General features: G+C 62.4%; 19 protein-coding genes. 17 read left to right on the top strand and 2 right to left on the bottom strand.

Annotation, left to right across the window (positions count from 1 at the left end; genetic code table 11):
- Positions 1–25: 25 nt before the first annotated feature.
- Positions 26–967 (bottom strand): helix-turn-helix transcriptional regulator, encoded by a 942-nt coding sequence (locus tag HUN04_16610; protein ID WDP91228.1) that lies wholly within the window; start codon positions 965–967, stop codon positions 26–28.
- Positions 968–989: 22 nt separating this feature from the next.
- The gene (locus HUN04_16605) at positions 990–1508 is read right to left on the bottom strand and encodes a shikimate kinase (GenBank protein WDP91227.1); all 519 of its coding nucleotides are present in this window, start codon (positions 1506–1508) and stop codon (positions 990–992) included.
- A gap of 249 nt (positions 1509–1757) precedes the next feature.
- Here HUN04_16605 and HUN04_16600 point away from each other — a divergent pair, with 249 nt between their 5' ends.
- The 17 genes from HUN04_16600 to HUN04_16520 are packed head-to-tail and all read left to right on the top strand — an operon-like array spanning position 1758 to position 23759.
- Positions 1758–3704 carry a phage tail sheath subtilisin-like domain-containing protein gene (locus HUN04_16600; GenBank protein ID WDP91226.1) on the top strand — a complete coding sequence of 649 codons (1947 nt, stop codon included), beginning with the start codon at positions 1758–1760 and terminating at the stop codon, positions 3702–3704.
- A 40-nt stretch (positions 3705–3744) separates the two neighbouring features.
- Entirely contained in the window at positions 3745–4251 is a 507-nt protein-coding gene (locus HUN04_16595; GenBank protein ID WDP91225.1) for a phage tail protein, read from the top strand.
- A complete protein-coding gene (locus tag HUN04_16590; protein WDP91224.1) occupies positions 4209–5066 on the top strand; it encodes a hypothetical protein in 858 nt (285 codons plus the stop codon). Before HUN04_16595 ends, HUN04_16590 begins: the two co-directional genes overlap by 43 nt.
- A 23-nt stretch (positions 5067–5089) precedes the next feature.
- Entirely contained in the window at positions 5090–5995 is a 906-nt protein-coding gene (locus tag HUN04_16585; GenBank protein ID WDP91223.1) for a hypothetical protein, read from the top strand.
- Between the two features lie 2 nt (positions 5996–5997).
- Entirely contained in the window at positions 5998–7044 is a 1047-nt protein-coding gene (locus HUN04_16580) for a DUF4255 domain-containing protein (protein WDP91222.1), read from the top strand.
- A gap of 23 nt (positions 7045–7067) precedes the next feature.
- On the top strand, positions 7068–8480 hold the full coding sequence (locus HUN04_16575) for an ATP-binding protein (GenBank protein WDP93323.1): 1413 nt from the start codon (positions 7068–7070) through the stop codon (positions 8478–8480).
- A complete protein-coding gene (locus HUN04_16570) occupies positions 8446–8772 on the top strand; it encodes a hypothetical protein (protein ID WDP91221.1) in 327 nt (108 codons plus the stop codon). The genes HUN04_16575 and HUN04_16570 overlap by 35 nt, the downstream gene beginning before the upstream one ends.
- Positions 8769–9413, top strand: coding sequence for a hypothetical protein (locus tag HUN04_16565; protein ID WDP91220.1), 645 nt, complete (start codon positions 8769–8771; stop codon positions 9411–9413). Before HUN04_16570 ends, HUN04_16565 begins: the two co-directional genes overlap by 4 nt.
- On the top strand, positions 9413–9700 hold the full coding sequence (locus HUN04_16560; GenBank protein WDP91219.1) for a hypothetical protein: 288 nt from the start codon (positions 9413–9415) through the stop codon (positions 9698–9700). The genes HUN04_16565 and HUN04_16560 overlap by 1 nt, the downstream gene beginning before the upstream one ends.
- Before the next feature lie 3 nt (positions 9701–9703).
- Positions 9704–10828: a hypothetical protein gene (locus HUN04_16555; protein ID WDP91218.1), complete on the top strand. Its 1125-nt coding sequence runs from the start codon at positions 9704–9706 to the stop codon at positions 10826–10828.
- 25 nt (positions 10829–10853) lie between these two features.
- Positions 10854–11627, top strand: coding sequence for a phage tail protein (locus HUN04_16550; GenBank protein ID WDP91217.1), 774 nt, complete (start codon positions 10854–10856; stop codon positions 11625–11627).
- Positions 11624–12007: a GPW/gp25 family protein gene (locus HUN04_16545; protein ID WDP91216.1), complete on the top strand. Its 384-nt coding sequence runs from the start codon at positions 11624–11626 to the stop codon at positions 12005–12007. The genes HUN04_16550 and HUN04_16545 overlap by 4 nt, the downstream gene beginning before the upstream one ends.
- Before the next feature lie 10 nt (positions 12008–12017).
- Complete coding sequence (locus HUN04_16540; GenBank protein ID WDP91215.1) at positions 12018–13241, top strand: hypothetical protein; 1224 nt, start codon at positions 12018–12020, stop codon at positions 13239–13241.
- Entirely contained in the window at positions 13238–16006 is a 2769-nt protein-coding gene (locus tag HUN04_16535; GenBank protein ID WDP91214.1) for a hypothetical protein, read from the top strand. Before HUN04_16540 ends, HUN04_16535 begins: the two co-directional genes overlap by 4 nt.
- A gap of 4 nt (positions 16007–16010) precedes the next feature.
- Positions 16011–17573 (top strand): hypothetical protein, encoded by a 1563-nt coding sequence (locus tag HUN04_16530; GenBank protein ID WDP91213.1) that lies wholly within the window; start codon positions 16011–16013, stop codon positions 17571–17573.
- A gap of 11 nt (positions 17574–17584) precedes the next feature.
- Positions 17585–21067, top strand: coding sequence for a hypothetical protein (locus HUN04_16525; GenBank protein WDP91212.1), 3483 nt, complete (start codon positions 17585–17587; stop codon positions 21065–21067).
- Between the two features lie 16 nt (positions 21068–21083).
- Complete coding sequence (locus HUN04_16520) at positions 21084–23759, top strand: DUF4157 domain-containing protein (protein WDP91211.1); 2676 nt, start codon at positions 21084–21086, stop codon at positions 23757–23759.
- Positions 23760–23868: the final 109 nt, after the last annotated feature.

Genomic DNA, 23868 nt, shown 5'->3' with positions numbered 1-23868 from the left:
GCGGCCCCCCTTGTCCCGGACGGATTTACCCCGGCAACGGGAGGCTGTCTTCATCGGACGGGGTCTCTGATTCGGGATAAACCATTTTCCCGGTCATGGACAGGTCGTATCCTCCGTACTCGTCGGCGGTGCGCTGGATCACCTTGCCCTTGAGCAGGGAGAGAAAGAGCTGGATGCCCTGGTCGAAGAACCGGTCCTTGTTGACCAGCAGATCGAAACGCTCCCAGCAGAGGGGAATGAAATCAAGGCCCAGTGAATTGGCCGCCGCCCGGATGCCCGGGCCGGCATGGGCCTTGCCCGTGAGGACGGAAAGCCCCACATCAATATGCCGGGAGACGCAAGATTCATAGCCCCGGATGGTATCCCCGGGAATCCCCTGCTTTTTAAGCTCCCGGTCAAAGAGCTGGCGGGTGCCCGTTCCCAGGCGGCGGTTCACCATGGTCAGCCCTTTTTCCGCCAGGTCAGCCACGGAATTGATCTTCTCGGGGTTGCCCTTGGCCACCATGATGCCCTGCTCCCGCATACAGAGATTGACCACGGCCGGGGCCTGGATCATTTCATCTTTTATAAAGGGGAAATTATATTCCTTATTGTCGGCCACCAGATGGGAGGCGGCAATGTGGCAGAGGTTCATGCGAAGGGCCTGGAGCCCGCCCATGCTGCCGATCATCCCGAACATGGCCATGTGTTCCTGGTGCTTGAGGTTGAAAGTGGAGATCAGCCGCTCCAAAAGCAGGTCATTGGACCCGGCAATGAGAACCAGGCCGTGGTAGGGGGGGAGCTGGGCCACTTCGGGGTAGTTTTCCGTGCCCGTTTCCACCCACTGGCGGACCAGGTTGATGGGAAACAGCCACTTGCCCGTGACCTTGGATGCCGGCAGTCCTTTTTCCGCAATCAGGGAATAGACCATCTTTTCGTTGACGTTCAGAAATTTTGCCACCTCTTTGGTTGTCAGCATCTCGTCCATAACCCGGTCCTTTTCTTTTGGTTCATGCCCCCTTGCCTGAAGCGGCCGCCACAATCGCCGTCACCACCTCGGGCGGGGTCATCTGCCCGCATTCAATTTTAATATCGCAGAATTTATCATACAGGGGCGTCCGTTCTTTGTAAAGATCGTCAACCCCCCGGCCCGGATCAATGGCCACCCCCCTTGCCACCAGGTCAGAAAGCCGTGTCATGAGCACGGGCAGATCCACGGCCAGGTAAACAATGGTGGCGATTTTTGACAGGTGGGCCATGGCCGCCTCCCTGTAAATCACGGACCCGCCCGTGGCAATGACCCGCCCCGTGCACGCCAGGCTTTTGAGATGTTCGCCCTCAATATCCAAAAAGGCCTGCTGCCCCTTTGTTTCAATGATCTGGGCCAGGGTCATCTTTTCTCTGGTCTGGATCAGGATATCCGTATCCTGGAAATCAAATCCCATTTTTTTGGCCAAGAGCACCCCCACGGTGCTTTTGCCCACGGCCGGCATGCCGATCAATGCCAGATTTTCTTTCATATTCTTCAATTTATTCCGTATTTTTTAGTGCAATTCATTATTTATTCAATATTTTCAACGGGAAAATTAAAATACATTTAATGCCCATGCTTTGCAACATTAATTCTGGGCGCCTTTGTTTTCGGTTGACAACGCCGGTGTCCCTGTCCTATAAAATTTTTCATATTGTAATCAATTCAAGTTCCCGACTGGCACAATCTCTTTCTCTCAAATCTTACTGACATTCTTACGTCATTTTTTTTCTTTTAAGGAGGTAACATGCCTAGTTACTTGCATCCAGGTGTTTATGTCGAAGAAATTCCCAGCGGCTCCAAACCCATTGAAGGGGTGTCAACATCTGTCTGCGCATTCATCGGGGCAGCCGTAAAGGGACCTGTGGGAGAGGCTGTCCTCATCCACAGCTGGGAAGATTACGTCAAGACCTACGGAGAAATCGCCTCGGAATCTGACCATATGGGCCTGGCCGCCCGCTCCTTTTACCAGAATGGCGGCAAAACAGCCTATATCTGCCGCATCGCCGACACGGCATCGCCGACGGCCCGGGCCTCGGATTCGGTTCCCACGGTGGGCTCCGGCGGCGCCAATGTGTTCACGATTTCGGCCAAAAGCGTGGGGGAATGGGCAAATGGCATCCGTTACCGCATTATAAAGCCAGATCCCACGGCCCAGACCTTTGCGCTGGAAATCGGCTGCCTGGAAAACGATAAATTTAAAATCAATGAACAATTCAAGGGGCTGGGCCTCAATCCGGACAGCCCGGACTACGCCCTGGAAACGGTGAACAGCCAGTCGGCCCTGGTGGATCTTTCCCTGGAGGATGCGGCGGCAGGGCTCCTGCGCAACGGCAGTTTGCGGGGGGACGAGATGGCTTCGGCAGCCACGGCCTTTTCAGGGACCCTTGCCGGCACTCTGTCCCTGGTGATCAATATCAACGGCAATGGCGCCAAACGGATCTCCCTGGACACCGGGCCCCTGTCCCTGGCCGGGGACAACCAGGCCGACGGCGACGCCGTGGCCGCCGCCCTCCAGGCGGCAGTCCGGGACCTGGGTCCGGCCGGCGCCTACCAGAATTTCACCTGTATCTATGACGACACCGCCGGCAGCGAACGGACCTTTCTACTCACCTCGGGGACCGCTGCGGCCGATTCCTCGGTGGTGGTCTACGACGGGGAGAGCCCGGCAACGGACCTTGCCGCGGCCCTGCAGCTCAATTCCGGTGCAGACACCGTCAGTGTCCCGGGGGCCGCCCCCATCATCCCCCTTGAAACCCTGGGCAACCTGGGCCTGGGCACCCCCCTGGAAGGAGGCAATGCCGTCGCCCCCAAGCCCAGGGACTATAAGAACTTCCTGGCCACCACCCTGAAAAAAATCTTGGATGTCAGTATCATGGTGCTTCCCGGAACGGCCTGGGACGCCTCTGGCAGCGCTGTTGCAAGCGAGGCGGTCTCCCACTGCGAAGCCATGAAAAACCGGATGGTCATCCTGGATCCCCCGGACACCCCCCTTGAGCAGGCCGGACAGGTGGATGTCCTGGCCCTGCCCACCTCTACCTACACGGCCCTGTATTATCCCTGGGTGGATGTCCCCAATCCATTCTACGACCCGGAGCAAAATCCCAGCGGAAAGAAGACCCTCAGCCTTGCCCCCTCGGCCCTGGCCGCCGGCATCTGGTGCAAAACAGACAACAACCGGGGAGTCTGGAAGGCACCCGCAGGGGTGGAAGCCAGTCTCATCGGCGCCTCCGGACTCCGGGCCATGGTGGATGACGGCGACCAGGACCAGCTCAATCCCCTGGGGATCAACTGCCTGAGAAAAATACCCGGTTTCGGCCATGTGGTATGGGGCAGCCGCACCCTGGCCACCAAAGCCGACCCGGAATGGCGGTATGTGCCGGTGCGGCGGACGGCCATTTTCATTGAACGAAGCATCTACGAAGGCATCCAATGGGCCGTGTTCGAACCCAACAACCACCCCCTCTGGTCATCCCTTCGGGCCAGCATCGATTCTTTCATGAACGGGCTTTTCCGGTCCGGCGCGTTCCAGGGAGCAAAGGCAAGCGAGGCCTATTTTGTCCGCTGCGGCCTGGGAGACACCATGACCCAGGGGGACATCGACAGGGGCCAGGTCATCGTCGTGGTCGGTTTCGCCCCCCTGAAGCCTGCGGAATTCGTCATTGTCCGGATCCAGCAGAAGGTGGGGCAATAACCCCCGGGGAAATTAATTTTATATATACAGGAGAGAAGCTATGGCTGCCATGTTCAACGTAAATGCCCACCGCCATGATCCCTACCGGACCTTTAAATTCCAGGTCATCATCGACGGGAAAGTGGTCGCGGGAATGCGAAAAATGAGCGTGCTCAAAAAAACAACAGAAGCGGTCAAATGGCGTGCCGGAGGCGACCCCTCCCATGAACGGATCATGCCCGGGGGCACCACCTACGAGCCCATTACCCTAGAACAGGGCCTGACCCACGACCCTGTCTTTGAAAACTGGGCCGCCCAGGTCAACAATTTTGAAGGGGATGCGGCCATCTCCCTTAAAAACTTTAGAAAGGATATCGTGGTCAATGTCCTGAACCTCCAGGGGGCTGTGGCCATTTCCTATAAAATTTACCGGGCCTGGGTATCGGAATTCCAGGCCCTGCCGGAACTGGACGCCGGCACCATGAATGCCGTGGGCATCCAGACCATCATCCTCCAGCACGAGGGATGGCAGCGGGATACCGCCGTCACGGAACCTGCGGAATCATGATCCTGCCCGGCGGCACCTGGGATAATGCCTTTAAGGTGAGCAGGGAGTTTGAATTCGCCCCCCTCACCGGCCGGACCGAGCTGGCCCTGGCCGAGACCCTGCCCCGGATGAAGACGGCGGCCGGCCAGGTGACAGCGGTTCTCTCTGCGGTATTGTCCACCCTGGGGGGAAAGCCTGCCGACCGGAGAAGGGTCCACCAACGGCTGTCCATCGGGGACCGGGAGTTCCTCATGCGCCTGGCGGCCCGGAACCTGGGCAAATTCACCCTCTGGCATGCGGCCCGGTGCCGGCGCTGCAAGGCCCTGTTTGACCTGGAAGTGGACGAAATACGTCTCCCGGTCCGCCAGGCGGCAGCGGGCTATCCCCTGGCAAAGGCAGCCACCTCCCAGGGGGAGATCCTGGTCAAGGTGCCCACAGGCGAGGACCTGGACAGGGCCGGGACGGACCGCACCGCCCTGGGCAGGCAGCTGGTGGTAACCGAAGACCCGTCCATTAAAGAAAAATTGACCCCAAGGGATATCACCGCCATTGAAACAGCAGTCCAGGCCCTCAGCCCGGAAATCACCCGGCAGATCCAGACCCGCTGCCCCGAGTGCAGCCAGGAGAACATCGTGGATATGGACCCCTACGGGGCTATCCCCCACCTGGCCCGTACCCCCATACTCACCGAGGTGGACCGTATGGCCCGGGCCTACCACTGGAACGAAACCGAGATTCTGAACCTGCCCCAAAAACGGCGGCAGGCCTATCTGGACCTTATTGATAAACACCAAATTGATAACCACCAAGGGATGGCCAGCCATCCCCGGCCATAACCTGAATTTCAAGGAATGATGATTTGCCCTTTTTCGATGACCTCATATCCGACAACAAACGCCGGCTGACAGACGCCCCCATTCCCGGGGAAAGGGCATTCTTACCCTTGATCTCCCCTGACCGGCCCGGGGAATCGGCAGAAACGGCACCTGCGGCGGCCCCCTTCCCGCCGTCCATAGCGCACGCAGGGACTGGAACACCCAAAAGTCCTTCACTCCCCCGGCCCTTCCGGACCCAAACTGGGACCTTCCCACACGCTACATCCGTCACCCCCGATACTGTCAATGCCCAGGCGCCCCCTGCACCCGCCCAGGAAAAGCCCCGGCCGCCCCGCCGGCAGCAGGCAACACCAGAATCCTCCCCCAGGCCCATGCCAGACACCCCGGTGCAGATGATGCCCCCCGGCCATCATATCCAGGCTGAACCGGCTGATCCCGGGACACCCCGGACAAGGGCAGGCCAACCGCCGGAAGCGACAGTTCCCCCGCCGGCCGATGCCCCCGGCATTATCATCCATGCATTTGGAAATGAACACGGGCCCACGGCCCCCTCTTCCCCTCCGGCTCCCCAAGAAAGGGTCAGGTCCCATGGTGAAGCGCCGTCATCACCCGATTCTTCCCGGCGCTCACCCGGAAAACAAAGCCCCGGTGACCAAACGCCGCCACCGGTACCCGGCGAACAGGCATTTTCAGGGCCTGCCCCGGCAGCGCCCGCAAAGATGGCGGCTCCCCCAAAGGGAATCCCCGGCCCCCAGCCGGACAGCCCCATCATCCGGGACAGCCGGCCCGTCCCCATGCCGCAGCCCCGGGTCACCATCAACCATGTCAATATCATCCTCACCACTGAGGCGCCTGCCCCTGCCCGCCCCCCGGTGCAGACCCGCCATAATCCGCGGCTCTCAAGGTCCGTCTACAAAGGAGGGTTATAGCCATGGCCATCGGCCCCTCTTCCCTGTCCATTCTCTGCCAGTCGGTGGAAACCTTTGTCCGACAGGGCATCCGGGCTGCCGTCAACGACATTGATGTCACCGTGGGGGCACCGGCCGCCGCAGCCGGCGCCCCGCCCAAGATGAACCGGATCAACCTCTTTTTCAACCGGTTTGAACCGGCGGGATTCGGCAGCGACGCCCATCCCGGAGAGCCCTGGTTCATGCGGCTGCACTGCCTGGTCACGGCCTTCGGCCAGGACGACAATGCCCAGAAGGTCACGGCCGGGGAATTTGAGCTGCGAATGATCGGGGAGGTGATCCGGCTATTCCACGAGACCCCGGTGATGGCGGCCGTGGACGTCAACGGAGAGGCCACACGGCTCCAGGCCCTTTTCCAGCCCTTGACAATGGAGGCCCTGAACCAGATCTGGTCCACCCAGAGCGACACCAGCCTCCGCCCTTCGGTGGCCTATGAATTCTCCCTGGGCCCCATTGTTCCCAGCGTCCGGCGGCCTGTGCCCAAAAAGGTCTCCCGGCTGGGCCTCCATGTCCGGCCCTCGGCATCGGGGGAATGGGAAAAAGAGGAAATTACCGTCAGAACCCTCCCCCCCCGGCCCGCCTCCGTTGATACCACCCGGCCCGGCTGGGCGCCGCGGATCTGCTTTGTGGCATCGGGACAGGCCGCAGAAGTGCTTCACCTGGAACTGGACCGGAGCGACCTCGATACGCACCGGGTAACGGTCTGGGCCGCCGGCGCACCGGGCGAAGCCCTGGCCTTCCAATGGCGCCTCTGGGATGAGGAACACGGCTGGCAGCCCGCCGGCTCCCCGGCCACCGGCACGCCCCAGACCACAACCATTGACCCTGAAGGACCGGTACCGGAGCCTCTCACCCCCCTGGCACTGCCCATTAATGCCGCGTTTGAGGGGACAAGCACCCAGGCCATGCTCTTTGCCCAGCGAATCCATATGGACCCGGCAACAGGGACGGAAAAAACCATTAAAAGCAATCCCCTGCTCATCACCTTTTACAGGAGCGATCTGCCATGAAACCGGCGGGCAACATATACCCCATGGGGGAACGGACCTGTCCGGCCGCAGAAACCATTGCCGCAGAAACCATTGCCGCAGAAAGCCTGGCCGCAGAAAGCCTGGCCGCAGAATGGGAGCGGGTGGAATACCTTGCATTGGTGGCCGCAGCCCAGCGCAGGGGCACCCCTTTGGCAGGGGAGGCCCGGAAGGAACTCTCAACCCTTCAGTCCCGGGTCGACCGGCTGCGCAGCGACTGGGCAAAGACGGCCTGGGCCAATCTCCCCCTGGCCGGCATCCCTTCCCTGGCCTGGGAGGTTCTGGCCTGTGTACTGGCCCCCGAGTGCATGCCCAAAATAGCCCTCCTCTTTTGCCGGCTCCAGGGCGGGGACCGGGCCCATCCCTCTGCCGCCCTGATCCAGGAGCTGTTGGGGCTGGATGCCAATGACGCCCGGGACCTTATGGCGCAGATCAATATCACCGGTTTTTTGAGGGACCGGGGGCTGCTGGCAAATTCCCCCCAGGGCCCCCTGGACCCCATCCGCCCGGCCGCCGGCCTGGCCGCCGCCCTCATGGGACGGCCCCAAGCCCTTGCCGTACCCGGCGCCGCCCTGTTGAAGCAGCAGGGGGACTGGGAAGACCTGGTGCTGTCGGCGGACCGGAAGGCCATGCTCAGGGAATTCATCTTCTGGGTACGGCACCGGGGCCAGGTGGTGGAACAATGGGGGGGACGCGACACCGGCGGCCCCCTGGCCCTGTTCAGCGGCCCCTCGGGCACGGGCAAAACCTTTGCCGCAGGCGTGGTGGCCGGGGAACTGGGCTGGCCCCTCTACCGGGTGAACCTGGGGCGGCTGGTTTCAAAATACATCGGGGAAACGGAAAAAAACCTCAACGCCCTCTTTGATGCGGCCCACGGCAAAAAAGCAGTGCTCCAGTTCGACGAGGCAGACAGCCTGTTCGGCAAACGCGGAGAGGTCAGGGATGCCCGGGACCGGTACGCCAACATGGAGGTGAGCCACCTGCTGGCCAGGATCGAAACCCACCGGGGGCCCTGCATCCTCACCACCAACCTGAGGGGACACCTGGACCCGGCATTTACCCGGCGCTTCCAGATGATCATTCCCTTTTGCACCCCCGATGAAAACCAGCGCACGCTGCTCTGGGAAAAACACCTGCCCCCCGGCGCACCGCTGGCCCATGACCTGGACATCCGGGAACTGGCCCGGTCCGCGGCCGTCAACGGAGGCAGCATACGCAACGCCGCCCTGCATGCCGCCTTTCTGGCAGCGGCCAAATCCGGGCCCATCGGGCCGGCAGAAGCGGCCCTGGCCCTGTGGCGGGAAATCGGCAAGGACGGCAGGAAACACACCCCGGCGGACCTGGGCCCCCTGGCGCACCACCTGGATGAAATGGACATTCAAAATGGAGAATCACCTCATGGCAGCCGTCCACATTGATATCGGCCGGATGGACATCCATCTGCCGGCCCGGCTCAAATCCCGGGCCCCCAATATTTCCCGGGAACTGGACCGGGCCCTGAAACAGGTCATTAGGGACCTGCCCCATCAATTGGGGCAGATGCCCCCCGGCAACACCCTGGTTATTCCCGGCCTCACCCTCCCGGGATTTACCGTCCGGGCCGGGGACAGCGACAAAAAAATTGCCAAGGGCATTGCAATGGCCCTGGGCCGTGCCGTTCATCATCAGATAACCCGGCCAGGGGGAAATGCCACGGAGGAAAACAGATGATACGGGTGGTTAAGGGACAACTGGTGGAATACACGGCCAACACCCCGAGGCTGGCCCTGGGCTTTGAATTCAATCCCCAGACCATTTCCAGAAGCCGTGAAATCAGCTTCCCCGAAAACGAGACACCGGGCAATCCCGGGGGCTACGATTTTCAAAATGCCTCGGAAACCCCCAGGATTTCCCAGGGGGTGACGGTGAACGCCGAAACCTTTTCCGTGGACATCCTCCTGGACGCCACGGACCGGATGAATGCCGGAGACCCCACAGCCGCACAATTCGGCATCGCCCCGGAACTGGACACCCTGCGGTCCATGGTGGAACCCAAGGTCCAGGGCCCCGGCGGCCAGCAGACCCTGGCCAGCCTGGGCCAGGGGGAGGACAGCGGATTTTCCAGGGACACCTTTGCCTCGGTCTTTCTCTTTATCTGGGGGGGGCAGGCCCTGCCCGTCTTCCTCACCAGTGTCCGCATCGAAGAGGCGGCCCATCTGCCCACCCTCATTCCCTACCGGGCCACGGTTTCCCTGGGGATGAAGGTCATCGAGAGCCGCAACCCCTTTTTCACCGCCGAAAAATCCAGGCAGCAGGGCAGCGCCCGGCGCTACATTCCCGGTAATATACCGCCCACAGGAGGGATGATCTGATGTTTTTAAACCATTCAAGGTACGGCAATGCCCAGGGCTTCTCCCCGGGCAATACCCAGTCTTTTTTCCCGGGTGTCCGCCCCAGGCCGGTGTCCACCCCGCCGGGCATTATCGAGCACATTGTCCGGCAGGGAGACCGGCTGGACCTTCTGGCTGCCTATTATTACAACGACGCCAGGCTGTGGTGGCGGATCGCCGATGCCAACCCGGAATTCATTTTCGCCGGTCTCATGGTGGCCCCGGAAATGGCCGGGGGCAGCCTGGCAATTCCCAAGGCAAAGGACTAAGCCATGCCCCCCCTCCCCATAAGAGATCCGGCAGCGGTAAAGATCTACCTGGGAGATGACCGGGCCGAAACCACCGGCCTTTACCCGGCCCTCACCGAGGTGGTGGTGGAGACCGGCAGGCTGACCCCTTCGGTGGCCACCCTCACCCTGGCCTCGTCCAGGGATGAGCAGGGAAGCTGGCCGGTCCAGGACCAGGGACTTCTGGCTCCCTGGCAGCCCATCCTCATCCGGGCCCGGTTCGGCAGTTACGAAGAAGAGGTCATGCGCGGCCTCATCCGCAGCATCTCTGCAGACTATCCGGAAAACGCCGGGGAAAGCCGGGTGACGGTTCAATGCATTGACGAATCCCTGAAAATGGACAGGGAGCAGGTGAGACGGGAATGGGGGGCGGACAGTCCCACGGGGGATATGGCCATCCTCAATGACATCGCCTCACGTCACGACCTTTCGGTTTCCCCGGAGAGCAGCCCGGGCCAGACCGGCCTCACCCTGCTCCAGAACACCACGGACAACCGGTTTTTACGGGAACGGGCCGCGGCCAACGGATTTGAATTCTTCATCACCCAGGGGGAAATCTACTTCGGCCCCATGCGGCTGGACGGGGAGCCCCAGGCCACCATTTTCGTCTATGCCGGCCCGGACACCTGCTGCCGGCGGATGATGCTGTCGGACAACGGCCACCTCCCCGACGGGGTGGGCCTTGAATTCCCCGACCCCGACCGGGCCGCTGTTGTGAGTGAAACCGTCATGCCGGACCTGCCCCTGCTGGGAGACACCCCGGCCCAAAGCACCAATGCCGGCCTTGCCCCCTTTATATGGAAAATGGACAGGGAGGCCGGCACCTCTTTGGAGGAACTGCGGGCCCGGGCCCGGGGAAAAGCCAATGAAAACGCCATGAAGATAGAGGGACAGGGGGAGCTGGACGGATCCCGGTACGGCCATGTGCTTGTCCCGGGCCGGACGGTGCAGGTGGACGGTTTAGGGGAACGCTACGGCGGGGCCTATTATGTGGACCGGGTCACCCACCATTTCAGCCCCGGGGGATATTCCCAGGAATTTGTCCTGCTGAAAAATGCATACGGTTCCACCCTGGTCCACACCCAAAGCCCCCTTGGGGCATTGATATAATCTGATATAAGGAGATTAACCCCATATGCCCACAGAACCCCAGGAATTGACCCAAAGGGCCGGCACCGCCCGATCCCGGTATTACGGAAAATACAGGGGGGTGGTCACGGACAATAATGATCCGGAGAATCTAGGACGGCTGCGGGTGCGCGTCCCCGCACTTCTGGGGGAGACGGAAACGGGCTGGGCCCTGCCCTGCCTGCCCTTCGGCGGCCTTGCAGACCAGGGCAGCTTCAGCCTCCCTGAATTGGATGCCCGGGTCTGGGTGGAGTTTGAGGCCGGCGACCTCCATCATCCCATCTGGACCGGCACCTTCTGGCAGGGGGCGGATCCGCCTGAAGAAGCGGCACAGGCCCCACCCACCACCAGGGTATTTAAAACCCCGGCCGGCCACCGCCTCCAGTTCGACGATGCCGACGGCGCGGAAAAAATCATTATTCACCACCGTGCCGATGCAACAATCGAAATTGATGAAAACGGGTCCATATCCCTGGCCGACGCCGGCGGCAACACCATCACCCTGGATGCCCGGGGAGGTCAATTTAAAATAGAGGACGGCAACGGCAACAAAATGGAAACCTCGGCTGCCGGCATCACCATTGAGGGGACAACCATTGAACTGAAAGCCACCCAGGTCATGCTGGGGGACGGGGCCGGCGAGCCGGTGATCAAGGGGAATACCTTTCTGCCCCTGTATATGGCCCACACCCACACCAGCACCCTGCCCGGCTCCCCCACCACCCCGCCGGTCCCGGCAGGGGAAACGGCGGCCATGTCCATGGGGGTGACATCCATATGAAACGGCTGGACAGCGTTGAATACATGTCCTTCCCCTTTTGCATCACGGATACGGGGGCGGCCCGCAGCAAACGAAGCGGCCATATCAGGGAGCAGATCGAGCAGGTGCTCTTTACCAGCCCAAGGGAACGGCTCTTCCGCCCGGAATTCGGGGCCGGCATCAACCGGCTTCTGTTCGAGCCCAACAGCACGGGGATATGGGAACTCACCCAAAAAAGGCTTTACGCCTCCCTGGCCGAGGCATTGAAGGGAGAAGTGGACCCCAAAACCCTGGACGTAAGGGTGGAGGGAAAGGAAGCGGAGATTTTAATCATTGTGGAATATACCCTGGCGGCCCTGAACCATCCCCAGCGGCAGGAGCTGCGGGTACCCCATCCCTGACAGAGGTATTATGGCAGACACACCGCAAATTCACCTGGATTTTGAAGAAAACTGCCCGGACTGCGGCAGGCGCAGGGCCGGACTGCCCGCCCCCCTGCCGGAAATCGGGGACGATTTCGACTGGCTGCTCCGGGACTACGACGGGTTCAGGCTTTTCATGATGGAAGAGCTTATGGCCCGGTTTCCCCAGCGGGCCCGGTGGACCCCGGCGGACATGGAGGTGGTGCTGGTGGAAGTCCTGTCCTCGGCCCTGGACCAGCTATCGGACATGATGGACCGGGTGGCAGGGGAGGCGTTTCTGGAAACGGCCCGGCAGCCGGCATCGGTCCGCCGGCTGCTGGCCATGATGGGGTACGACGCCGTCACCCGGGGCGGATACCAGGATGACCCGCCCCACCTGCCCCATGGGAAAACCGCCGCGGAGAAACTGGACATTGACTGGCAGGCCCACCCCCACCTCATGGACCAGGCCCGCCAGTCAGGCCCGGCAGCCCTGAACCGCCAGAAACGGATGGTCACCGAAAAAGATTATGCCCTGGGACTGGAAGCCCACCCCCTGGTCCTCTATGCCTCGGCCCGGAGCGTGTGGAACGGTTCCTGGCAAACGGTCCGGGCGGCTGTGATCTGCCGCCACCACCTGCTGCTGGACCAGACCCTCGGGGATATCCCTTTTGACGGGCTGGACAATGACGGGGCAGACCGGCTCAGGGAACACATCCAGCAGATCAGAACCGATGTTGAGGAGTTTAACCTCACCCGGGGTCTTGGCCCCTGGGACCTGGACCTGGAGCAGCCCACCATCAGAGCCCTGCTCCAGGCCTATGTGAACCGGTACCGCATGGCCGGACAGGAGACGGTGCTGGAGGATGCCCTGCCCGTGGGCATTGCCATGGCCGTCTCCCTGGGCATCGGCCCGGCCTATTTTCAGTCCGAAATCCGCCATGCCGCCTCCCGGATTCTGGGCAGTGAGGCGGGCGGCTTTTTCGCCCCGGGCAGACGGGGATTCGGAGAGGACCTCCATGCCGGTGATATCTTCCAGGCCCTGTTGGCCATTGAGGGGGTTGAAACCGTCTGCCTCAACCGGTTCAAGCGGGTGGGCAAGGGCTGGCCGGATTGCGCAGGCTCCGGCACCATCGTCCTCAGCGACCTGGAGACCGCTGTCTGCGACAATGCCCCGGGCCGGCCGCAACAAGGATATTATACCCTGACCATCAACGGAGGGAAAAAAGGATGAGCCGACCCAAGGATTTCACCCGGTGGAACAGGGCCGGCCTTTCCCGGTTCGACTATGTGGACGACAATGCCGCCACCCTTCTGGAAGCCCTCCGCCTGGCCATGGCGGAAGAATTTTCAAAGGAAGGCGCCCCCCCGGGCTGGCTGGCCGCCGATATACCGGCAGATGAAACCCTGAAGGAGAAAAACCTGCGGCTGCTGGCCCAGTACCGGGACGCCCCCAGGGATTATGCATGGGAAATCATGCGGACCTTTTCCAGGAGCCTCCATGTCACCCTGGCCCACCTCAATGCCTATGCCAATGAAGGCTTTATCCGCACGGCCACCCAATGGGAAAACCTAGGGCGGCTGGCGGCCATGGCCGGCACCATGCCGGCGCCTCCGGCCTCGGCATCCACCCCCCTGGCCCTCATGGCAAAGCCGGAAAAATCAGGCATTGTACCGGCGGGATGGCAGGTAAAAACCGCCCCCGTGGACGGCAGCCCCCCGGTTATTTTCGAAACCCTTGATCCCGTTGAAATCCACTGGGAACTGAACCGGCTCTATCCCAAAGGCCGCAGGGAAAACAGCACCCCCCTTAGCGGCGCGACATTCCCCCTCCCGGACAAGGCCACGGCACCGGCGGCCGGCACCCGGGGCATTCTTCTCAGGGGAAATCCCGGAGACCCGGATTTCGCCGCCATAGCCGTCGAGATTGCAGGGGCCGCCGGCAACACCCTAATGCTGGAGGGGGTGAATGCTCCTAAAAGCGGGCCCATGGACCGGATGGCGCTGCTGGCAGCCCCCAGGCAAATTATCGCCCTCAAGACCTCAGGCCCCGGCACCCTCACCATTGACCGGCCGGCCGGCCTGGCAACGGGCACGGTCCTGGCCTGGCAGGCCGGCAACACCTGGCAGGCCGGAGAAGTTGAGACCGCAGACGGAGACAGGATTACATTTAAAGGCGGTTTGCGGCCCCCGGCCAAAGCGGTCCTCCACATCACGGCGGCGGCGGAAAGGCAGGCCGCAGAGTTCAAAGGCGCTGTGTCCGAGGCGATTATCGTTCCTCCGGCATCACAGCGGCTGGCCCGGACGGTGTGGGATGAAAATCTCACCCCGGCGGCCACGGCCAAAGAAACACGCGGCGGAAGGGTCATCCGTGAAAAGGTGAGCACCGGTACCGCCCGGGCCTATTACCTGCCGGACAGGGCCCCTGTCCTGGCCAGGGTAAAGGCCTCTGCCCCCGGGGACGGCACCCTTGAATTCACGGGGCAGGTCAAAGGGCTGGCCCGATACCAGTGGCTGCTCTGCCGGGGGGAAACCCAATGGCATCCCGTCCGCATTGACCGGATCGACCAGGGGGCGAAAACCACGCGGATTACCCTTGACAGCAGCCCTGATGAAAAAGTCCTGGAGGTGCACGTGCAGTTCGCATCCGACCTGAGGCCCCGGAACCATAATATCAATCCGGATGCCCTGAAAAGCGGGGATGATATCGCCCTGTCTTCCCTGCCGGACCGACTCGGGCCGGGGATGAGGATCGCGGCGGTATGCGGGGCAGCCCACCACCTGGCAACGGTGACAAAAATAAACAGGAACAAAAACACCATCACCCTGGATCCCCCCCTGCCCCCTGCGGACGATTCGGGGGGCACCCCCTTCATCATCGGCCGGACGGTGATTTACGCCAATCTTGTCACCGCCGGCCACGGGGAGACCCGGCCGGAAAAAATCCTGGGCAGCGGCAACGCGGCCCTGTCCGGCCAGCAGTTCCCCCTCAAGGCAAAGGAGATTTCCTTTGTACCGGACCCGTCCATGCCCCCCGGGGTACGGGCGGACATAGAGATAAAGGTGAACGGAAGGATCTGGCAGCAGCGGCCGGACCTCAACGCATCCTCCCCCGAAGACCACCACTTCAGGGTGGTGACCGGTGAGCAGGGCGAGGCCCGGATACTCTTTGGGGATGGAAAAAACGGGCGGCGCCTGCCCACGGGCACCAATAATGTCCGGGCCACCGTCCGCACCGGCAACGGCCCTGGCGGCAACCTGCCCCCGGGGGCCCTTGCCAGGGCAGTCACCCCCCATCCCCTGGTGGAAGGCTTTACCCAGCCGGCCCCGGCATCCGGAGGGAACCGCCCGCCGGATGCCATTTCCCTCAAAGCGGCCACCGGCCGGTGGCTGGTTTCCATGGGCCGGGCGGTCTCCCTCAACGACTTTTCCCGGCTGGCCGCGGAACATGCCAGTGTATGGCAGGCCCGGGCATTCAGGAAAGCCCCGGGGTACGGCCGCAAGGAACGGATCGCCGTCACCCTGGTCCCGGCCCGGGGTGCGCCCCTCACCGCCGGCCTCAAAGAGCAGCTCACCGCCCGCCTCTCCCGGGCGGCCCTTCCCGGCGTCTCCATTGAAATCCTTGGGTTCAGGTCCCTGAACCCGAAAATCAGTATTTCAATCCAGGTCAGGGAAACCGCCTTTGAGCCGGAAAGGGTCAAATCCCAGGTGGCCGCAGCAGTGGCAGAGGCCTTCTGCCTGAAAAACAGAGCCCTGGGGACCCCGTTTCACCGCAGCGATCTTTTTAAAATTGTGGAAGCCGTCACCGGGGTTGAAAATTCCCTGTGCACCATGGGGGAGGTCAGGGACGAAACCGGCAGCTCTGCATCAATTTCAGGAATGGCGAATTACGGGAGAAACGGAGACGGGATAAAAAGCCTCCACCCCATGGCAGACCAGGTGGTCTATATTAAAGGCACCCCGGATATCAGCGTGATGGCAACCGCCTATACAGGATGACACCATGACAGAAAAGAAAACCATATCCATGGCAGAACAGCTCTACCTGAGCCTGCCCCAGGTCTACCGGGACCGGGACAATGGCGACCTGAAAAAATACCTCAACGGATTCGGATACCTTCTGGACCGTTTATACGCCACCCTGGAACAGCGGCTGGCCGATTCATTTCCGGACAATGCCACGGACTGCGGCCCGCCCTGCCAGGACTGGCTTCTCCCCTATTTTGCCGATCTCATGGATGTCCGGCCGGTCTCCCCCCACCCGGCAGGGCAGCGGGAGGAAATCAGCAATGCGGTGCGCTGGCGGCAGTCCAAGGGCACCCTTGCCTGCATTGAGTCCATTGCCGAATCCGTGGGGCAGATGGAGGCGGAGATCCAGGAAGGCTGGCAGCGGGTGGCCACAACCCCCCGCATGGGCCAGCAACTGGTGCCGGCCCGGGCCTTTGGATACGATAATGAACCGGCCATGGCCATTCCCCCCATGGCGGCCCGCCACCCGGCCCTGCCCTCAGCCACCGTGGATATGAGATCCTGCTCCGGCGCGGTGCCGGCGGACAGGAAAACACCCGGCTCGAAATCCACCCGGTTTGACGGAAAGGAGACCACCTGGCGCCAGGCCTCCCCCCAGGGCCGTCCCATCCACCCGGGGGGGTTTGACGACACAAGCCGCCGCACCCCGGACCTAAGGCCCCCCGGGCCGGGCCAGGGACATTGTCACCCCAGGCGGCTGCTGCTACACCTGCCCCCCCCGGACGGTTTTTTCAGCCCGGATGCCGTGCGGGTACAATGGCAGCGGCGTCATGGGGCAGACAGCAGATTCCACCGGTACATAGAAGAAATCCCACCCAAGGTTGAGGCACCCGAACCGGTCCGGATCTTCAGGAACAAAAGCCTGGACAGCCCCGTCTTCCAACCGGTGCGGATATGGGGACGGGTGGAAACAGAGGAGACCTGCACCTGGCGGTTCGAGGGAATTGAATTTGAAAACAGTCTCATTGCCCACCACGCCAAGCTGACCCTGTTTTCCTGCGCCCTGTTCAGGGCCGAATCCCACCTCAGCGGCAAAAACACTCCCGTGATTCTGGCTGAAGACTGTCTCATCCGGAGCCTTGGGGCAGCCAGGGGCAGGGTGGATATGATTTACTGCACCCTGCTTGAGCCGGGCATTGCCCAAATCCTGAACATCAGCGACACCATCCTTCTGGCCCCTGTTGAAAAGGATGATACCCCGGCTGCCGGGGGGCCTGCTGCCGGCTGCTTCCGGTACAGCCGCTACCACCCGGACCAGAAAACCCAGGGACTTGGGCTGTTCAAATGCACCACCGCCCATGTGGAAATGTTCAGCCGGGATTTCGGGGTTGAAAAAGGCCGGCACTGCGGAGTGCTCCATCCGGCCTGCGCCGAAGCCGTCTTATCCGGGGCCGAGGACGGGGGAGAGATGGGGGCCTTCCACCGCAGGGGGCTTGCCCGGCAGTTCAGGGCCGTTGAGGAAAAACTAAACCGCTTTATCCCGGTGGGCATGTCACCCGTTGTCATACCCGATGCCCACCTTCTGGACCAACCATAAGGATAAGATCCATGAAAACACAAATCTCCCGCGACAATTTTAATCCGGAAAAGCGATTTTCAGGTGTCTACCAGCAGCAGGGCCGCATGCTCACCGATGCGGACTGGAATGAGGCCGCAGATATTGAAAAGCAGCGCCTGGTTTCCGTACTCAGGTCTCTGGCCGGTTCCGGCGCCAACGGTTCCCGGGGATTTATCCGCCCCGCAGGGACCTATGAGGCCCCCGACGGAATTCTCCAATGGGGCGCCTTCATGGTGGACGGCATCCCGGCCCTTGTGGCCCCGGCAGACAATGACATTACCGCCCCCTTTGATTACAGGGCCCAGGCCGACTATCCCCTTGCCCCCCTTCCCCCCGGCACCACCGGGATATACGGTCTGCCCTCAACAGGGGACTATTATGTATACCTGGATGTATGGGAACGGCCCCTGACCTGGATTGAAGACGCCAGCCTCATGGATCCGGCCCTCCACGGCGCAGACACCTGCACACGGACCCGGACCATGGCCCAGGTCAAGCTCTGTCCGGCAGCCGTAGATCCTGAAAATCCGGAACTCAATCCGTCCAGGGGCAATGCCGCCCTTACCCTGCACATCAGGAAAGGGGAGACCGAGCCCGATCCCTGTGATCCCTGCGCCCGGGAAACCCGGCTCAACGAAGCGGTTTCCGATTACCTCTTCCGGGCGGAAATCCACAGTGTCACCCGCGACAATGCGGGCAGGATCGACACCCTTGAACTCAAATGGTCCAGTGAAAACGGTGCGGAGCAGTATGCCATGGACAATGTCCCCCCCGGATTCAGGAGCAGCAGCCACTGCTATGAAGTATTCAGCGGCAGGGCCGACCGATTTGCCTCGGAATGCCATTCCGGCAGGCATTTCATCCCCTCCGGGGACTGCCCCAGGCAATACGGCACAGGGCTGCACACCACCTACCCGGCACCGGACCCGGACCTGCTCATCCGCCGCTGGGACGGATTCTGCATCATCCGCCGGACCGCCGGAGGCAGCTGGGAATTCGTCACCGGCCGGGACCGGAGTGCCGGGCTGGGACCGGCACCGGAAAAATCCTGGCACGAGCACGGGTTTGTCCACCTCGGCCCGGGCTTCCCCGACGCCTATGAAGAGGCATACACCGACGGGACAGAAGCGGGCACCACCCCCCGGCTGATCATCACCCTCAACACCATGGTCCTGCGCCTGGAGCTGGAACAGGCCCCGGGCAGTGCCGCCCATTTTTTAAAGGGGGATTATTGGAGTAAACCCGTACGCTCGGCCCTGGCCGGAGAACCGCTCCCCCTCCTGTCCATGGCCCTGCCCTCGGGCATTGACCACCATTATTGCCGCATTGCCAGGCTGACCGGCGGAAACCTGGCCTGGGACACCGCCCTGTGGGAGGAATCCCCCGGTGCAGACGCCACCCGGACCCGGCGGCCCGCCCTGCCCCGGCTGGACCGTCTCAATGCCGAAGATATAGGCTATGCCCCGCCCCCGGTCCAAGCCGGGGCCGACACCCGGACCATCCACAGCCTGCTGGAAGCGGCCGGCCGCCACCTTACCATGGACAACCGGGAAGCCAGTGTCCGGCGCATGCTGGACATGATCCTCTCCCGGCTCAGCGCCGCCCACCTCCCCCTGGACCGGGACGATCCCGCCCACTGTATCATCCGCAATGAAAATCAGCCCCTTTTTTCCGTCCAGGACGGGCTCAATGACCTGTGTACCAAAATCGAAAACATGCGGGCCTGCGTCTCCTATACCGTGGCCCCGGAACCGGGGTGGGAAACGGTCTTCGACCGCATCGCCCCCGATGAAAACGCCCACGTCTGCTTCAGGGCCGGCGTCTATGAACTGAGCCAGACCCTGCAGATTCAAAACAAGGGGCACCTGAAAATCACCGGTGCCGGCCGGGCCACCCATATCCGGATTATAGGCCGGGAGTGCGCCCTGCTCATCGATGCCTGCGCCGGGGTGGACATCAGCGGTCTCTCCATGGACAGCACCGCCGTGGCTCCCTTTAACCAGAAATCCCTGCGGGGGGTGCTCACCATCCAGAACACCCCCGAGGTCAGGGCATCGGCCCTGCGGCTCAAATGCGCCGCCGGCACCCGGCTCACCGCCACCTGCATGACCGTGGCATCGGATACGGCCGTGGATTCCGTTAGGATCTCGGGCTGCGACTTTATCACCGGCCACTACCAGGGGGGCCTGCTGGTGATCAACGGCAGCCGGGTGATGATCCGGGACAACACCGTAAACACCGCCCCCCGGCCCAAGGTCCTCACCTTTGAAACCATTGTGGCCGACAAGGTCCGGCAGGGGGAACTGGGCCGCCAATTGGCCGACCGGATCAGGGCCGACTACCACCGCAGCGTCAGGGCATCGGATGCCGCCGCCGGCAATATTGCCGTGCGGGTGGGGGATTTTACGGTCCGTTTCCATTCCTCAGTGGGCGACACGGCCTGGAAGGCGGTATTCAGGGACGCCCCGCCGGAAGCTGCCGATCTTGAAAGCGGGAATGCCGCAGCCGCCTATGTCAACCGGGTCATCTCCGACCTTGCGGCCAGGGAAGCCAAACCCGAGGCCTTTGCCTCACGGCTGGCCAATTTCAGAACCGTGGTGGGCGAGGACCGGTTTGCCGCCCTCACCGCAGACCCGGCAGTGAAACTGGAGGTGGTCCGCAACCTCTTTGCCGCAGGCCAGGCCGTGCCCGAGGCCGATGCCGGCCTGGGCCGGGAAGTGGGGTTCAGGCTCGGCGATTTCCGCATCGGCTTTGATTCCGTTGCCGGCCAGGGCACCTGGCAGAGCATCATGGCGGCGGATCTCCCAAAGGCCGCCGACCGGAAAAGCACCGGAGCCGCAAAAAAATACCTGAAACGCCTGGCAAACCGGCTGCTGACGGATAAAACCTTTAGGGACCGGTTCACCGAAGTGGCCGCCTGGTACGATTATATGAAGCAGCACAATCCGGCGGCAGGCGCCCAGGGCATTGTCTGCGCCGGGAAAAAGGCCGGGGAAATCCAGATACTGAACAATTCTATCTCCGGAACAGCCGAAGGGATTCGGGTGGCCCTGAGCGACGGCGGCTACCATAAAAAGACCGGCTCGGGCATCCAGGCCGATTCCCTGATCATCGCCGGCAACCGACTCTCCCTGGCAAAACCGGCCACCCAGCCCCGGGCGGCCAGGGCCGTGATGGTGGGCAACTGCAAGCATTTAATCGTGGAAAACAACCGGATGACAGCGGCCGGAAAGCCGGCCACGGAACAACTCTTTTACGAGGGGCTGAGGATTTACGGGTCCATGGGCCGAACCGTCCTGGCCCGTCAGAATTCCTTTGCCAACTGCCTCACCGGCATCCGGTTCGTCCCCCTGGGGGTGAGTGCCGCCGACTGGGACGGCAACCTCTGGATCATTTCCGATAATATCGCCCCCGGAGCCGAAACTGCGGTGGTGCCGGTGAGGATCCGGGGCTACACCTCCAACCTGACCTGATTCCGGGAGATGCCCCATGCAGACCCATGCCCGAGCCAAAGAGACAGCCAAAAAGAAAAAAAGCCGGCCCATGCCCATATCTGGAAGGGTCTCTCCGGCCAGCCAAAGAGCAGCTCTGGCAGCGGTTCTGCGAAAAAAAGCCGGGCCACCGGCCCGGGAGGAACCGGACCGCCACGAACGGGAAGCGGAAAGGATCAGTGCGGCGGTTCACCACCCGCCCCGGGGACCTGCCGCGGCCTTCCCCGACATAAGCCGGCTTCCCCATCCCCCCGGTCCGGTCCCCATTCCATACCCGGCCATCTCCCTTTCCGGGGGCAGGCCCCTGAGCCGCCGGACCCGGCTGGTGATTTCCAGGCGCCTGCCCTTCGATTTTTCAGGGGTCACCGTCCATGACAGTCCCCGGGACAGACAGGCTGCAGCAGGAATCAAGGCCCGGGCATTTACCCTGGGCAGGCACATCTGGCTGGGACCGGGGGAATCCGAATCCGACATCCGCCTCATGGCCCACGAGCTGGCCCATGTGGCCCAGCAGGGAGCCGCCCCGGCCCTGGACCGCCCCGCCGGGCAGCCCCCCGCCCGGGCAGCCGGGGCACCCATCACCCCCGCCCCGGTTCACATCCAGAGGTCCCCCGGGGAAGGCGGGGGAGAATCAGGCCCGGGCCTTCTGGACCGGGCCAGGGCGTTTGTGGACGATGCAGCCCAATGGGGGGCGGACCGGATTCGGGCCTTTGTGGCATCCGTGGCCCCTCCCGCCCTGGTCTCATTCCTAAGGGAAATTTCCGGCCGGGGCATTGTGCCCTACCTCAGGGAGCGACTTACCCGGGCCGCCGCAGGGATATTCAACCGGATCACAGATTCAAGCCCGGTGCTGGAAAGCCTTTTCTCCCTTTTTACCCGGCTTGGGGCAGAGGCCGCGGAAATCATCCCCGCCCTGGCCGGGGGAAACTGCCGCCCCCTTTTCAACGCATTGACCCGGCTTCGGGGCACCCTCTCCCGCATGGCCGGCGGGGCATGGTCCGTCCTCCGGGACTTTTTCCGGCCCATTGGAAATCTTATCGCCGGCATCAGGTCGGCCCTGGCCACCCCGGTCATGGCCTGGCTCAGGGCGGCGGCCGGTGATGTATGGGAATTCATCTCCGGACTGGGGTCCCGGATCTGGGCCTGGACCGCCCCGGTCAGGCAGGGGCCGGCGGCGGTCTGGAACTGGGTAAGAGACCGGCTGGGCATCACCGGGGGCGGCGGCCAAGGCGGCATCACGGCATGGGTCACCCAAAAAACCCGGGAGGCATGGGAAGGGATCCGGGAAGGACTGGGCACAATGGCGGCACCGGTACAGCAGATGGCGGACCGGATCGGTGCCATCCTCCCCCTGGACGGCCTTCTCAGCATGAGGGAAAGGGTAAATGCCTGGCGCCAAAGCGCGGACAGGGCCGCCGCAGCCATGGACGAGCAGCAGGGGGGCAGCATCATCCGGCACCGGGAACGCCTCAGGGAACGCCTTTTGCCTGCAATTACCGGGGAGACCCAGTCCCTGAGGGCGGGGATTGCCGCTGCAGGAGACTGGGTGGCGGGCAGAATCAGCGGACTGGCCCATGCCGCATCAGCATTTCTCCAGCGCCTTGCCGCCGCCCCGGTGATCGGCCTTGCCGCCGGGCCCCTCCAATGGCTGCAGCGGAGCGCCACCCGCCTTTCCGGCTGGGCCCAAAATGCCGCCACCACGGTATTTGGCACCGTAAACCGGGGCCTCAGCCTTCTCCTCAGGTTTATCCGGCCGGTGTCCCGGCTCCTGAACCGGGTGGCAGAAACCCTGGGAGACCTTCTGGGCAGACTGCAGGAACTGGTGATGGATCCTCTGTGGGCGGACCTTCCCCGGTGCATCATCAATCCGGTAAAAGATTTTCTCATCCGGCGGATCCTGAGCCGCATCCCCCTGTTCAATCAACTCACCGGAGAAATGGGACTTTGGGACAGGGCCAGGGAGGCGGCCATGGAAATCCTCAACCAGATCTTCGTGGACGGAAATGTCATGGGTGGCCTGAGACGCTTTTGGGAAAGACTGCTCTCCCTGGCCGGCATCCCCGCCCGCCTGGCCGCCATGATTTTTGCCCGTTCCACAGAAGCATTCAGCCACATCCTCATGGACCCGGGCGGCTTTCTTTCCAACCTGCTCCGGGCCCTGCGGCTGGGATTTTCAAGATTCTTCGGCAATATCATCCCCCTTCTCACCGCCGCCATGGCCAGGCTGGAGCAAAACCTGCTGGCCCCCCTGACGGAGTGGATCAACCGGGTAATCATCGCCAGGGCATCCCCATTGCTGCTCAGCCTCCTGGATGTCACCGGCATCACACCGGTCATCAATGCCCTCACTGCCCTCTACCGTGCCATTGAATCCCTCTCCGCCCATTTAGGCCGGATACTGGACATCCTGGGAACCATTCTGGAAAACACGGTGGAAATCGCCAGGGGCGGCATCGCCCGGGCCGGAACCGCCCTGGTAAACGCCCTGTCAGGCGCCATCCCAATTATCATCCAATTTCTGGCCTCCCTGCTGGGGCTGGGCGACATCGGCCGCAGGCTCATGGCAATCATCCGCAGGGCCGCCAATCTGGTACACCGCCCCCTGGACCGATTGATTGTCCGGGCCATCAGAATAGCGGGTTCTTTTCGCAATCAAAATCAACAGAAACAATAGCTTATTCTCATAATCGACTCAGCCAAGAGTCATCCTCATACCCAGAACTCAATTGATGGATTCCATTTTAAAGCCGCTTTCCTATTGCAATTATCAAACGGGAATGATT

Source organism: Desulfobacter sp. (genome assembly GCA_028768525.1).
Lineage (GTDB): Bacteria > Desulfobacterota > Desulfobacteria > Desulfobacterales > Desulfobacteraceae > Desulfobacter.
Note: the sequence above shows the minus strand (reverse complement) of the source record. Positions and strands in the feature narration are given on the sequence as shown.